This window comes from Azospirillum endophyticum (assembly GCF_016595245.1).
In the GTDB taxonomy this organism is placed as follows: domain Bacteria; phylum Pseudomonadota; class Alphaproteobacteria; order Azospirillales; family Azospirillaceae; genus Azospirillum; species Azospirillum endophyticum.
In genome coordinates, this window is record NZ_JAENHM010000058.1 from 145,817 (window position 1) to 159,592 (window position 13,776).

A 13,776-nucleotide genomic window follows, 5' to 3' on the forward strand; every position below is an offset into this window, starting at 1 on the left:
GAGTGGGGGTCTCACCCCGCCATCCGCTGCCCTTCCGCCAGCAATTGCCCCAACAACGCCCTTAGTGCCCCTGGACGTACCGGCTTGTAGAGCAGCCGGCAGCCGGCAGCCTCGATGTCCTCGCGCACGGCGGCGTCGCGGTCGGCGGTGACGACGGCGGCGGGGATGTCGCTACCCAGGGACGCCCGCAAGGTCGCCAAAGCCTCCACGCCGGTCAGGCTGCGGTCGAGGTGGTAGTCGGTCAGGATCACGTCGGGAATCCGCCCCTCCAGCTTCGCCAGGGCGAGGTCGGGGGCGACCGCGGTGACGACGCGGCAGGACCAGCTCGACAGCAGATCCTCGGTCGCGCGGGCGATGGCCGGTTCGTTTTCCAGGCAGAGCACCAGGACGCCGCGCAGATCCCGGCCACGCGGGCGGACCACCACGGCGCGGGCGGCCACCGGTTCGTCGGTCAGCGGCACCAGCACGGAAAAGGCGCTGCCCCGCCCAACCTTCGAGCGCACTTGGACCGTGTGGCCGAGAATGCCGGCCAGACGCTCGACGATGGCGAGCCCCAGCCCCAGCCCCTTGCCGCGGTCGTCGCCCTCATTGTCGAGCTGCCGGAACTCCATGAAGATTTCCGGTACCTTGTGCTCGGGGATACCCGGCCCGGTGTCCCACACCTCGATCGACAGGTAATTCCCCCGCCGCCGGCAGCCCAGCAGGATGCGGCCGGTTCGGGTGTAGCGCACCGCGTTGGCGAGGTAGTTTTGCAGGATGCGCCGCAGCAGGGTCGGGTCGCTGCGCACGATGGCGGAGCAGTCGACCACCCGCAGTCCCAGCCCGTGCCGGCTGGCCAGCACGGTGAATTCCTCGCCCAGCGGCTTCAGCAGCTCTTCTATCCGCATCGGCACCGGGTTCGGCTTCACCACGCCGCTGTCGATCTTCGACACGTCTAGCAAATCCCCCAGGATCGTTTCCACCGAGCGCAGGGAGGCGTCGATCTGGCGGATGGCGCTGTCGCCGTTGCGTTCGGACAGGGCGGACAGGAACAGCCGGGCGGCGTGCAGCGGCTGCAGCAGGTCGTGGCTGGCGGCGGCCAGGAACCGGGTCTTGCCGCGGTTGGCGCGCTCGGCCTCCGCCTTCGCCTCCGACAGGGCGTGGGTGCGCTCCTCGATGCGGCGTTCCAGCGTCTCGTTGGCTTCACGCAGGGCAGCGGCGGCGCGGTGGCGTTCGGTGACGTCGGTGTAGACGGCGACGAAGCCGCCACCCGGCATCGGCCCCGGCATAGGGTTGGTGGCGATCTCCAGCACCGTGCCGTCGGGCCGCACCCGCTCGTAGACGTCGGGCTTGCCGCGGCGGCGTGGGTCGGAGCGGCGCTCCAGCAGGGTCTCGATTTCGCCGTTGCGACCGTATTCGCCGCGCCGCGCGATCAACCCGACGATGTCCTGCAACGAGGTGCCGACCTGAACGAAGCCGTCCGGCAGGTCCAGCAGGACCAGGAACTGGTTGTTCCAGGTGGCGACGCGCCAGTCGTCGTCGAACACGGCGATGCCCTGGGGCACATTCTCCACGGTGGCGCGCAGAAGCTCGTGCTGCTTCAGGATGGCGCGCGATGCCTCGTCGATGATCGACCGCGCATCGGTCCGCGACAGCCGGCGGTCCGACAGCAGCCCGGCCACCACCACGCGGGCCGACGCCGAGCCGACGGCGCCGGCCAGCAGCCGTTCGGTCAGCTGGATCGCCTCGCCGTCGGTGCGGGTCAGCAGGGCGGTGCGCAGGTCGCCATCGGCCACCCCGGTGAAGCGGCGGAAGGCGGCGTCGGCGCGCGGCTGCCCGACATAGCGGACCGCAAGGTCGTGCAGGTCGGCCAGCGTGGCGCCGCGCGGCCCATGCGGCTCGCCGTCGGAGGCGCGGCGCAGGCTCATGAAGCGGGCGGCCTGCTGGCGTTCCAGCGTCGACGGGCGGGTCAGCAGCGAGACCAGCACGAACAGCAGGATGTTCGGCCCCAGGCTCCACAGCGCGGCATTGGTCAGCGGATCGATGCCGGCGATGCCGGCCAGCGCCACCGGGCTGAGGCCGGTCAGGCCGAACGGTCCCTCGCGCAGCGCGCTGGACGCCAGCCAGCCCGCATCGGCGAAGGACGGCAGCAGCATGGTGTAGGCCCAGCCGAGGAACCCGGCGCAGATCCCGGCGAAGGCGCCGCTGCGGCTGGCGCGGCTCCAGACCAGGCCGCCCAGCAGGGCGGGGGCGAACTGGGCCACCGCGGTGAAGCTCATCATGCCGATGGTCGCCAGCGGGAAGGCCGGGCCGATCAGCCGGTAGCAGCCATAGGACAGCAGCACCAGCACGATCACCGCTGACCGCCGCACCAGCAGCAGGATCCCCGCCGGATCGTCGCGCAGCCGGCGGTCGGCCGGGCGCAGCGCCATCAGTAGCGGGACGGCGACGTCGTTGCAGATCATGGTGCTGAGCGCCACCATCTCCACCAGGATCATGCTGGTGGCGGCCGACAGCCCGCCGATGAAGGCGGCCAGCGCCAGCCACGGCCAGCCCTGACTGAGCGGAATCGACACCATGAAGGTGTCAGCGTTGGTGGTGCCGTCGGGGAACAGCATCAGCCCGGCCAGCGCCACCGGCAGCACGAACAGGTTGATGGCGACCAGATAGGCCGGGAACAGCTTGGCCGACGACCGCACGTCGCCGCCATGGGTGTTCTCGACCACCGCGACGTGGAACTGGCGCGGCAGGCAGAGGATCGCCAGCCCGGACAGCAGGCAGGCCACCCACCAGTCGGTGCCGATTGTGTCGATCCGGATCAGTTCCAGGAAGCCCGGATGGCGGACGGCGGCGTCGACGAAGGTCGCCGGGTTGCCGAAGACGGAGAAGGCGATGGCGCCGCCCACCCCCAGTGCCGCCGCCAGCTTCACCACCGATTCGGCGGCGATGGCCATCATCAGCCCGCGGTGGTGCTCGTTGGCCGACACGCTGCGCACGCCGAACAGGATGGCGAAGGCCGCCATCAGCAGCGCCGCCATCAGCGCCGTCCCGCCGGGCATCTGGCTGAGATCGGTGCCCAGCGACGCACCGGCCAGGATTTCGAAGCTGACGCTGATCGCCTTCAATTGCAGGGCGATGTAAGGCAGCAGTCCGATGACGGCGGCGATGGTGACGAGGGCCGCCAGGCTCCGGCTCTTGCCGTAGCGGGCGGACAGGAAGTCGGAGATCGAGACGACGTTCTCCGACTTCGCCACCCGGACGATGCGGGCCAAGATCGGCCAGCCGAGCCCGATCATCAGGATCGGCCCGATATAGATCGGCAGGAAGTAGAAGCCCCCGGTGGCTGCCCGGCCGACCGCCCCATAGAAGGTCCAGGACGTGCAATAGACGCCGAAGCTCAGCGCATAGAGCCAGGGTGTGCGCCGCTCGCCGCCATGGCTGCCGGTCCGGTCGCCGTACCAGGCGATGGCGAACAGCGACAGCAGATAGGCCATCGACGCGGCCAGGATGAACCAGCTTTCCATGGGGCTTTTCGCATCCCGCTTTTGGATTTCTTCTCCCTATGGCGGTGGATGTTATCACAAAATTGCGTGGACGGGCGGAGGGAAACCCTCCGCCCGCCATTTCAGCCGGACCTCAGTCGGAGCGCAGCCGAACTCAGTCGTGCTCGTAGATGTCCACGTCCTTGGTCTCGCGGACGAAGAGCACACCGATCACCAGCGTCGCGGCGGCGATGACGATCGGGTACCAGAGGCCGGAGTAGATGTCGCCGGTCGCCGCGACGATGGCGAAGGAGGTCGTCGGCAGGAAGCCGCCGAACCAGCCGTTGCCGATGTGGTAGGGCAGCGACATCGAGGTGTAGCGGATGCGGGTCGGGAACATCTCCACCAGCATGGCGGCGATCGGGCCGTAGACCATGGTCACGTAGATGACCAGCACCGTCAGCAGGGCGACGACCATCACCGTGTCGATGCGGGCGGGATCGGCCTTCGGCGGGTAGTTGCCGGCCTTCAGCGCGTCGCCCAGCCCCTTGTCGAAGGAGGCGCCGGCCGCCTTGGCGTCGGTCGGGGTGGCGGCGGTGGCCGGGCCGTGGCTCAGCGACACGGTGGTGTTGGCTTGGGGCAGGGCGGAATAGCTGGGGATGACCGTGCTGCCGACCTTGATCGAGGCGACGGTGCCGGCCGCGGCCGCTTCGTTGGTGTAGGGGATGCCGCGCTTCACCAGGGCGCTCTTGGCGATGTCGCAGGAGCTGGTGAACTGGCTGGTGCCGACCGGGTTGAACTGGAACGAGCACTCGTTCGGATCGGCGACCACGACGACCGGCGCGGTGGCGATGGCTTCCTCGAGCGCCGGGTTGGCGTAGTGGGTGATGCCCTTGAACAGCGGGAAATAGGTCAGGCAGGCGAGCAGCAGTCCGGCCATGATGATCGGCTTGCGGCCGATCCGGTCGGCCAGCGTGCCGAAGATCACGAAGAAGGGGGTGCCGATCAGCAGGGCCGCCGCGATCATCAGGTTGGCGGCCTGGGCATCGACCTTCAGCGTCTGGGTCAGGAAGAACAGGGCGTAGAACTGGCCGGTGTACCAGACCACGGCCTGGCCGGCGACGAGGCCGAACAGGGCGAGCAGGACGATCTTCAGGTTCTTCCACTCGCCGAAGGACTCGGTCAGCGGCGCCTTGGAATGCTTGCCCTCATCCTTCATCTTCTTGAAGGCCGGCGATTCGTTCAGCATCAGGCGGATCCACACCGAAATGCCGAGCAGCACGATGGAGATCAGGAACGGGATGCGCCATCCCCAGGCGTTGAAGTCCTCCGGCGACATCGCGACGCGGCAGCCCAGGATGACCAGCAGCGACAGGAACAGTCCGAGCGTCGCGGTGGTCTGAATCCAGGAGGTGTAGTTGCCGCGGCGGCCATGCGGCGCATGTTCGGCGACATAGGTGGCCGCACCGCCATATTCGCCGCCCAGCGCCAAGCCCTGCAGCAGGCGCAGACCGATCAGGATGATCGGGGCGGCGATGCCGATGGAGGCGTAGTTGGGCAGGATGCCGACGATGAAGGTCGACAGGCCCATGATGAGGATGGTGACCAGGAAGGTGTATTTGCGGCCGATCATGTCGCCGAGACGGCCGAAGACCAGGGCGCCGAAGGGCCGGACCGCAAAGCCGGCGGCGAACGCCATCAGTGCGAAGATGAAGGCGGCGGTCGGGTTGACGCCGGAAAAGAACTGCGCGGCGATGACCGCGCTGAGCGATCCGTAGAGATAGAAGTCGTACCATTCGAAGACGGTTCCGAGCGAGGACGCGAAGATGACCTTCTTCTCCTCGCCTGTCATCGGTCGGACGGCGTCGGCCGTCGAAGCCGCATAGGCCATTGTTTCACCCTCCCAAGTGAAAGTTCCTGCATTTTGGTCGGCTTTTGGCGAGCGGTGCTTTCCGGTCTTGTGGACTGTCGACCGGGCCCGGCTCTTGCTTATCCGACGCATTGTGTGGTGCACGAACAATTCGCGTCACCCCGACCATGGTCGGGGGTACGGGGAGCTGCGGTAATGGGCTACACTGATCTTTTGTGCAGGTCAGGCGAAGCTGTCGTTCAGCCCCAGCTTCTTCAGAGGGAAACCGGCGGCTTTGCACGTCTCCCGGATCTCCCGCACGGCGGCGGAGAGTTCGCTGCTGAAGCTCGTCCTTGGCGGCGTTCTCATGATCTGGTGGAAAAGCTCCTGATGGGCGGCCTTGAACGTGAAATCGTTCGAGGTCCCCAGCATGTGGAGGCAATACATGTCGTCGAAGATGCCGGCATCGACCTTGCGGCCGCTGGAGGTGGAGACCCGCTTGAACCAGCTCATGCTCTTGGCCAGTTCGGAGTCCTGCCGGACGGTGTTCATCCGCCCCATCAGGCGGCTGTAATTCTCGTCCTTCTCGTTGCCGTTGCCGAGGAACATGTCGAAGATGCAGATCGCCTTGGTCTTGGTCGGCGAGCCGCGGAAATCCCTGACCATCCAGGGAAACAGCACCATCTTCAGCCGCTTCAACGCGGTCTGCACCGGGTCGGCAGCGAAGTAGAGCCGATCCATGGCGGTGATCCCCTCTCCCAGCTTGACGGCCGGCATGGGGCGGAGGGCGGCATAGACGATCGCCTGCCGGACGTCGTCGGCCGCAGAAGCGACGATCTGGGCATAGTTCTTCAAATGATCCTCCAAAGGGTGCCGGCGGTACGGCCCGCGGTGGCCGATCCTACCCCAGTATGGGGTAATCCGCTTCGGCAGCAAACCATGCAAGACGTCCCGGGATGATCGGCCCGGTGTCCAGGGCAAGAGATCGGCCTTCGGTCGGCGATGGGTTTTCCGGCATGTGCCGAGGGTGATTTCTCGTCCTGCCGGGTTTCCGCTACTGGAACACCGGGGCATAGAGCAGCCCACCCTGCGTCCAGGGGCGGTTCGGCCCGCGTTCCAGCTTGAACGGGGAGCGGGAGCCCAGATTGCGCTCGAAGATTTCGCCGTAATTCCCGACCTGAACCACCGCCTGATAGGCCCAGTCCGGGCGTAGCCCGGCCTTCGCCGCCACGTCGGGCAGTCCGGACAGCAGGCGCCGCATCTCGCTGCTGCCGGTGATGCGCTGGAAATTGGCGTTGGCACCGGTGACGCCGGCATCCTCGGCCAGGAACAGGGCGAACATGGTCCAGCGTACCGCCGCCATCCACATGCGGTCGCCGTTCGGCGTCATCGGGGCCAGCGGCTCGCGCGAGGGCAGGGGGGCGTCGGCGATTTCCAGCGCCTCCTGCGGCGCGTCGAGCATCGGCAGCGCGGTGGCCAGCAGGGCGCGGTCGGCGCTGAGCGCCGCGCAATCGCGGCTGAGAAAGGCCTCCAGCGCGTCGGGCCAGCCGGGAAAGCTGCGGATCTTCCAGGGCCGCTTCCCGCCCGCGATCAGGGTTTCCAGCTCGGCCTGCGTGGTGGTGCCGGCCGGCACGCAGATCGTCAACTCCCCGCCGTCGAGCGCCGACCGGCCGTCGGCCAGCCGCCAGGCGGCGATCCCCTGGACGTCGTAGAAGATCGGCGGCCCGAAATCGACGGCATAGGTGGCGTCGCGGGTCAGCGTCCAGGAGGTCTGCGCGAAGGAGACATCGACTTCGCCGTCGGCGACGGCGGCGAACTCCTGCGGCTTGGACAGGCGGCGGATCTCGATGGCGTCGGCCTTGCCCAGCACCGCGGCGGCCAGCGCCCGGCACAGATCGACCATGAAGCCGACCGGCCGGCCGCCCCCGTCGTTGGCGGCGAATCCGGGATTGAAGGATACCCCGCAGCGCACGACCCCGCGCCGTTCGATTTCCGCCAGCACCGGCCGGTCGCCGGCGCGCGCGGAGCCGGCGTCCGGCTGTGCCGTGGCAGCGTCGGCAGGCGACAGCCGCCACAGCGCGAGCAGCAGGCCGAACGCGACGGCAACAGGCTTCAACCCCATCCTTCTCCCCTTATCCGACCGCCGGGCTATGATACGCTGCCGGCGGCATCGCGCAAATGATCGGGGCGCCCCGAGCAGGTAATCGAGGCCGGAGAAGCAGGGATAGGAATGGCGGACGACGGTGGGGCTGGCGATGCTGGAACGGGCAAGGCCGGCGTGGTGAGGATCGGCGTCGGCGCACGGCTGTTCGGGGCGCTCGCCTTCAATGGCCTGGTCGCCTTCTTGATCGGGCTTGGTGCCTACATCGCCTTCGACGGGCTGCATGCCGGCATCACCAAGGTCACGTCGGAGCAGTTTCCAGCCGTCGTCGCTTCCGCCAAGCTGGAGCGCCAGCATCAGCGGATCATGCGGACCCTGGAACAATTGGCTCTGTCGGACGAGAATTTCGGACGCGAAACGATCAAGCAGGGGCTGGCCGATCAGCTGAACGGCTATGATCGGTTGCTGGCCGAGATGGCAGGCTCCGATAGCCGGCAGGCGCAGCGGATCGCCGGGCTGAAGCTGCAGCGCGACGAAATCCTGCGGTTGCGCGATGCCATCGACCAGGGCGTTGCCGCCCGCATCACCGCCCGGCGCGCCCTGGCCGACCGCACCCGCGACGTGCGGCGGATGGCCGACGCCCTGGCCGAACCGGCCTTGCGTGGGGTGGAGGACGCCGGCGTCCAGCGCTGGCTGGCGATGGCGGAGCGCCTGCTGTTCCTCATCGCCTCGGTCCATCAGGCGGAGAACAGCTTCGCCCTCGCCCGGCTGGCCGACAGTGCCGCGGCACAGCTGGCGGCGCTGGCCGGATCGGTCCCGGCCGGCGGGGTGGACGCCGTGGCGGACGGCATATCGGACCGGCTGGCCCGCTTGGCCGAGGGCATGCGGTCGGTGGTGGAAGGCGACCGGTCCGTCTTCCGCCAGCGGCAGGCCGAGCTGCAGGCGTCGGAAATGTTGAACGGGCTGGTCGACCGCGCCAATCAGGTGTCGCTGATCAACACCGGCCTCAACACCGGCATCTTCGTGGAGCAGACCAAGGCGGCGGAGGAGAGCCGCCAGCAGGTGATCGAGGTGTCCACCACCTACACCCGGCTGTTCTTCGCCTCGGTCGGCGTGGTGGTGCTGGGAATGGTGCTGTCGGTGCTGTATGTGCGGCGCAAGGTGCTGGCCCGCCTGTGGGCGGTCAGCGAGGCGATCCGCGATCGCACCGGCGGTGGCCAAGCCGAGGTGCCGGTGACCGGCGCCGACGAGATCGGACAGCTCGCCCGCGCCCTGCGCTTCTACATCCAGGAGACGGAGGACAAGAGCGAGGCGCTCCGCCGCAACGAACAGTGGCTGCGCACGGTGCTGGAGGCCGCACCGGTCCCGCTGGTGATCGCCGGCCGCGCCGACGGCCAGATCCGTTTCGTCAACCGCCGTGCCGCCGACCTGTTCGAAGTGGAGGAGGCCGGCGAGCTGCTGGGCCGCCCTGCCGCCAGCGTCTGGTACGTCCCGCAGGTGCGGGAGGAGTTCGTTCGCGACGTCTTCACCAGCGGCTCGGCCCTCGATGTCGAGACGGAGCTGGTGACCCGGTCGGGACGCCGGCTGTGGGGCCTGCTGTCGGGCATCGCCTTCGAATTCCAGGGGGAGGAGGTGCTGCTGAGTTCGGTGGTCGACATCACCCGCCGCCGCGAGGCGGAGGAGCTGCTGCGCCGGACCCAGGCCTTCCTCGACGCGGTGATCGACAATGTGCCGAGCGTCCTCTATGTGCTGGACGGCGACAGCGGCCGCGTCGTCCTGTGGAACCGGGCGGCGGAGGATTGCTTCGGCACCCGCCGCGCCGACATCGAGAACCGCACCCTGGCCGAGGTGCTGGGGCCGGAGACCGGCCGCGCGCTCGCCGGCGGCGATCCCGGATCGATGCGGTCGCTCGGGGTGGAGGAGCTGGTGCTTCCCCGCAACGGCGAAAATGCCGTGTTCGCCCTGCAGCGCCACCCCTTCGAATGGTCGGGCGACGGGCGCTGCCGCATCATCTGCGTCGCCAACGACATCACCGCCTCGCGCCGGGCACGCGAGGAACTGAGGCAGGCCAAGGAGCGGGCGGAGCGGGCCGACGCCGCCAAGACCGAGTTCCTCGCCACCGTCAGCCACGAGATGCGCACGCCGCTGAACGGCATCCTCGGCCTCTGCCGGCTTCTGCTGACCGGGCAGCTTCATGCCGGCGAACGGCGCTATGCCATGTCGATCATGCGCTGCGGCCATGGGCTGCTCGATCAGGTCAACGACATCCTGGATCTGCGCAAGATCGAGGACGGCAAGCTGGACCTCGATCCCGCTCCCTGCGCCCTGCTGCCGGTGCTGGAAGAGGTCGTTGCGACGGTGGAAGGACTGGCGAACGAGAAGGGGATCGACCTCGACCTCGACATCGCGCCGGAGGTGCCGGAGCTGGTGGTGGTCGATCGCCAGCGGTTGCGCCAGATCCTGGTGAACCTCGTCGGCAACGCGGTGAAGTTCACCGAGCGCGGCGGCGTGGAACTGCGCGTCGACATCGAACCGGCTTCGGAACGGTCCGGAACCGGAATGATGGAGGAGATGCTGCGTCTGGCCGTGCGCGACAGCGGAATCGGCGTGCCGCCCCATCGCCGTGCCGCCATCTTCGAAAAGCTGGAACAGGCCGATCCCACCATCGCCCGACGCTTCGGCGGCAGCGGGCTGGGGCTGGCCATCGTGCGCCATCTGCTCGACGCCATGCAGGGCAGCATCCGCGTCGACAGCGTCGAGGGGCTGGGCAGCGTCTTCACCGTCGCCATTCCCCTGCGGCGGGTGCAGGAGCCGGCCCTGCCGGCCCGGCCCGGCCGGCTCCTGCCGATCAGCCGGGTGCGGTCGCTGGCGCTGCTGCTGGTGGAAGACGATGCGATCAACCGCGAAGTGGCGCTTGGTCTGCTGTCGGACGCCGGCCATCGCATCACCGTCGCCGAAACCGGCGAGAAGGCGCTGGAACTGGCGACACGGCGTCGGTTCGACGCCGTCCTGCTGGATATCCGGCTTCCCGACATCGACGGACCGGAGGTGGCCCGCCGCATCCGGGCCCTGGCCGACCCCGATCGGGCGGCGGTGCCGATCGTCGCGGTGACCGCCAACGTCTTTGCCGCCGACCGCGTCCGCTATCTCGCCGCCGGGATCGATGCGGTGATCGAAAAGCCGATCTTCCCGGAGCGCTTGATGCACCTGTTGTCGAACGCCGTCGACTTGCGGTCCGACGATGGCGAGGAACCGGAAGCCGGAAGATCGGCGGAACCGCCGACGCGGCCGCCGGTGATGGAGGACGACGTGAACGAGGAGATCCTGGAACGCTATATCCGCTCCCTTGGCCCGGCGCGTTTCGCCACCATCCGAGGCCTGCTGCTGGAGTCGGCCCAGGAGGGGCTTCCCCGTCTGACCGCCGCCGACATCTCCGACGACGAGATCGAGGACATCGCCCACCGGCTCGCCGGTGCCGCCAGCCATTTCGGTCTGACCGGCTTCGTCGGCCTGATGCGGGCGGTGGAGGACGGCATGCGCGAAGGCCGCCGGGCGGAGGCCCAGGACTTGGCCGCCACCGCGGAGTCGGCGTTCAGCCGCGGACTCGCGGCGATGGACACGGCGCGGGGGATGCTGGAGGGGGTTTGAGGCGGGGGGATGCCCCGCCTCGCGTCAAGTCCTCACGCCGCCTTGGCGGCGCGATAGGCTTCCATCAACTGGCGCCCGGCGGCGAGGATTCCCTCGCGGTCGCCCTTCTTGACCAGGGTCTCATCGACCAGCTTGCCGCCGGCGCCGACGCAGGCCACGCCGGCCGCGACGTAGGAAGCGACGGTGGTGGCGTCGATCCCGCCGGTGGGAACGAAGCGGACCCCGGGGAAGACCGACTTCAGAGCCTTGATGTGCGCCGGGCCGACGGTGGAGGCCGGGAAGATCTTGATGGCGTCGGCGCCGGCCGAGATGGCGGCATGGACCTCGGTCGGAGTCAGGGCGCCCATCAGGCAGGCCACGCCATGGTCGCGGCAGGCGGCCGCCACCTTCGGCAGGACGCAGGGCGACACGACGTAACGGGCCCCGGCCTTGACCACGTCAGCGACGGCGGCGGGGGTCAGGACGGTGCCCGCGCCGATCAGGGCGCCGCCCTCCGCCGACAGCTCCTCGATCAGGCCGACGGCGCCGGGGGTGGTCATGGTGATCTCGAAGGTGCCGTAACCCGCTTCGCGCAGCCAGGTCACGGCGGTGCGGGCCAGATCGGCGGAGCTGTTGCGGATGACGGGAACGACGCCGTAGGCGACGAGCTGGTCCAGGATTTCGGCGGGGCTCTGGGTGGCGGACATCAGGATTCCTCGATGTTTCTTGGAGGGATGTTCTTGAGGGTGGTGGAAGGCGCTGGCGTGGAAAGGGGAGTTGGCCGTTCCGGCACGCGGTGGTGCCCGGCCAGCACGGCCTTGATGCGCGCCAAGCGGCGGTCGAGGCCCGGCGGGGCCTGCAGCCCGACGGCGACGGTCAGAACGTCGATCAGCGCCAGCTGGGCCAGCCGGGAGGCCATCGGGGTATGGACGGCGGTGTCCTCGTCGACGTCGACGGTCAGGCGGATGTCGGCGCGCTCGGCCAGCGGCGTGGCCGAAGCGGTGATGGCGATCACCGTCGCCCCGCCGTCGCGGGCGATGGCGGCGACGTCGAAGATCTCGTCGCTGGTGCCGGTCTTGGAGATCGCCAGCAGCGCGTCGCCGGGGCCGAGCGTCGCCGCCGCCATCGCCTGCAGATGGGCGTCGGTGCTGGCGGTGACCTGGGGCAGCAGGCGGAACAGCTTGTGATGCGCATCCAGCGCCACCGCGCCCGACGCGCCGACGCCGACGATCTGCACCCGCCGTGCGTTTGCCAGGACGCCGGCCGCCTTCTCAAGCGCCATGCTGTCGAGCCGGCTGCGCAGGCGGACCAACGCGTCGATGGACCGGTTCAGCACCTTTTCCGCCGCACTGGCGACGCTGTCGCCGGGGGTGAGGTCGCGCACCAGCGGGGTCGGGCGGTCGCCGGCCTCCTCCCGCGCGGCGGAGGCCGCCAGATGCTGGGCCAGCGAGATCTTGAATTCCTGGAAGCCGCCGAAACCGGCGGAGCGGCAAAAGCGCAGGACCGACGGCTCGCTGACCCCCGCCTTGCCGGCAAGCTGCGCCAAGCTGTCGCGGACCGCCGCCTGCGGATCGGCCAGCACGGTGCGCGCCACCGCGGCTTCCGCACGGCGGAGGCTGTCGAGTGAGGTGGCGATGATGTCCAGCATGGAAGGGCCAGCGTGGCTGCCGAAGGGACGATTGGAACCGAATGTAGTTTTACTACAGATGCGCCGCCTTGTCGACCGATCTGTGAAGGAATGCTACAATTGGTTCGCGCGCGCCCTTATAGGTTCCGCGACCTCCGGTCAGGATCGGCAGGCGCCGCCGTTCTGCCGGGGCCGACATCCTGTTCCAAGCTTTCAATCAGGAAGGGTTTTCATGAAACTGCTGCGCTACGGCCCGCCGGGCCAGGAAAAGCCGGGCCTGCTGGATGCCGAAGGCCGCATCCGCGACCTGTCCGCCCATGTCGGCGACATCGCGGGCGAGACGCTGCTGCCGCAGGGGCTGGACCGGCTGCGGGCCATCGACCCGGCGTCCCTGCCGCTGGTGGAGGGCGATCCTCGCCTCGGCCCCTGCGTCGGGCAGGTGGGCAAAATGGTCTGCATCGGCCTGAACTTCTCCGACCATGCGGCGGAGACGGGGATGGCGGTGCCGCCGGAGCCGATCATCTTCATGAAGGCGACCAGCGCAATCGTCGGCCCGAACGATCCGATCGAGTTGCCGCGCGGCTCCGAGAAGACCGATTGGGAGGTCGAATTGGCCTTCGTCATCGGCAAGACCGCCAAATATGTCTCGGAAGACGAGGCGATGGACCATGTCGCCGGCTATTGCATCGTCAACGACGTGTCCGAGCGCGCCTTCCAGACCGAGCGTCAGGGCCAGTGGACCAAGGGCAAGAGCTGCGACAGCTTCGGCCCGACCGGCCCCTGGCTGGTGACCCGCGACGAGGTCGAGGATCCGCAGAGCCTGAAGATGTGGCTGGAGGTCAACGGCCACCGCCGGCAGGACGGCAGCAGCGCCACCATGGTCTACGGCGTGCGCTACCTGGTGTCGTACCTGTCGCGTTTCATGAGCCTGCAGCCGGGCGACATCGTTTCCACCGGCACCCCGCCGGGCGTCGGCATGGGGCAGAAGCCGCAGGTCTTCCTGAAGGCCGGCGACGTGGTGGAACTGGGCATCGAAGGGCTGGGCACCCAGCGCCAGACGGTCGTCCAGGGCTGAGAAAAAAGAAGCCCCTCTTTCCTTTCGGAGGAGGGG

Annotated in this window: 8 protein-coding genes; 2 read left to right on the forward strand and 6 right to left on the reverse strand. The window is 68.7% G+C overall.

From position 1 onward, the window contains the following. Nucleotides 1–11 precede the first annotated feature (11 nt). From JHL17_RS19130 to JHL17_RS19145, 4 genes are all read right to left on the reverse strand, one after another. Nucleotides 12–3,503 carry a hybrid sensor histidine kinase/response regulator gene (locus JHL17_RS19130; protein ID WP_200195447.1) on the reverse strand — a complete coding sequence of 1,164 codons (3,492 nt, stop codon included), beginning with the start codon at nucleotides 3,501–3,503 and terminating at the stop codon, nucleotides 12–14. A gap of 133 nt (nucleotides 3,504–3,636) precedes the next feature. Continuing rightward, nucleotides 3,637–5,352: an MFS transporter gene (locus JHL17_RS19135; protein ID WP_200195448.1), complete on the reverse strand. Its 1,716-nt coding sequence runs from the start codon at nucleotides 5,350–5,352 to the stop codon at nucleotides 3,637–3,639. 201 nt (nucleotides 5,353–5,553) lie between these two features. Continuing rightward, the gene (locus JHL17_RS19140) at nucleotides 5,554–6,165 is read right to left on the reverse strand and encodes a hypothetical protein (protein ID WP_200195450.1); all 612 of its coding nucleotides are present in this window, start codon (nucleotides 6,163–6,165) and stop codon (nucleotides 5,554–5,556) included. A 199-nt stretch (nucleotides 6,166–6,364) separates the two neighbouring features. Next, on the reverse strand, nucleotides 6,365–7,432 hold the full coding sequence (locus JHL17_RS19145) for an amino acid ABC transporter substrate-binding protein (RefSeq protein ID WP_200195451.1): 1,068 nt from the start codon (nucleotides 7,430–7,432) through the stop codon (nucleotides 6,365–6,367). Between the two features lie 108 nt (nucleotides 7,433–7,540). On the opposite strand from JHL17_RS19145, the gene JHL17_RS19150 reads away from it, so the two are divergent. After that, a complete protein-coding gene (locus JHL17_RS19150; RefSeq protein ID WP_200195452.1) occupies nucleotides 7,541–11,059 on the forward strand; it encodes an ATP-binding protein in 3,519 nt (1,172 codons plus the stop codon). 32 nt (nucleotides 11,060–11,091) lie between these two features. Here JHL17_RS19150 and JHL17_RS19155 read toward each other — a convergent pair whose 3' ends face one another. Both JHL17_RS19155 and JHL17_RS19160 read right to left on the reverse strand, forming a co-directional pair. Then, complete coding sequence (locus JHL17_RS19155) at nucleotides 11,092–11,745, reverse strand: bifunctional 4-hydroxy-2-oxoglutarate aldolase/2-dehydro-3-deoxy-phosphogluconate aldolase (protein ID WP_200195453.1); 654 nt, start codon at nucleotides 11,743–11,745, stop codon at nucleotides 11,092–11,094. Continuing rightward, nucleotides 11,745–12,686, reverse strand: a complete 942-nt coding sequence (locus JHL17_RS19160; protein WP_200195455.1) for a MurR/RpiR family transcriptional regulator — start codon at nucleotides 12,684–12,686, stop codon at nucleotides 11,745–11,747. Before JHL17_RS19160 ends, JHL17_RS19155 begins: the two co-directional genes overlap by 1 nt. A 211-nt stretch (nucleotides 12,687–12,897) precedes the next feature. Here JHL17_RS19160 and JHL17_RS19165 point away from each other — a divergent pair, with 211 nt between their 5' ends. Further along, nucleotides 12,898–13,740: a fumarylacetoacetate hydrolase family protein gene (locus JHL17_RS19165; protein WP_200195457.1), complete on the forward strand. Its 843-nt coding sequence runs from the start codon at nucleotides 12,898–12,900 to the stop codon at nucleotides 13,738–13,740. Nucleotides 13,741–13,776 lie beyond the last annotated feature (36 nt).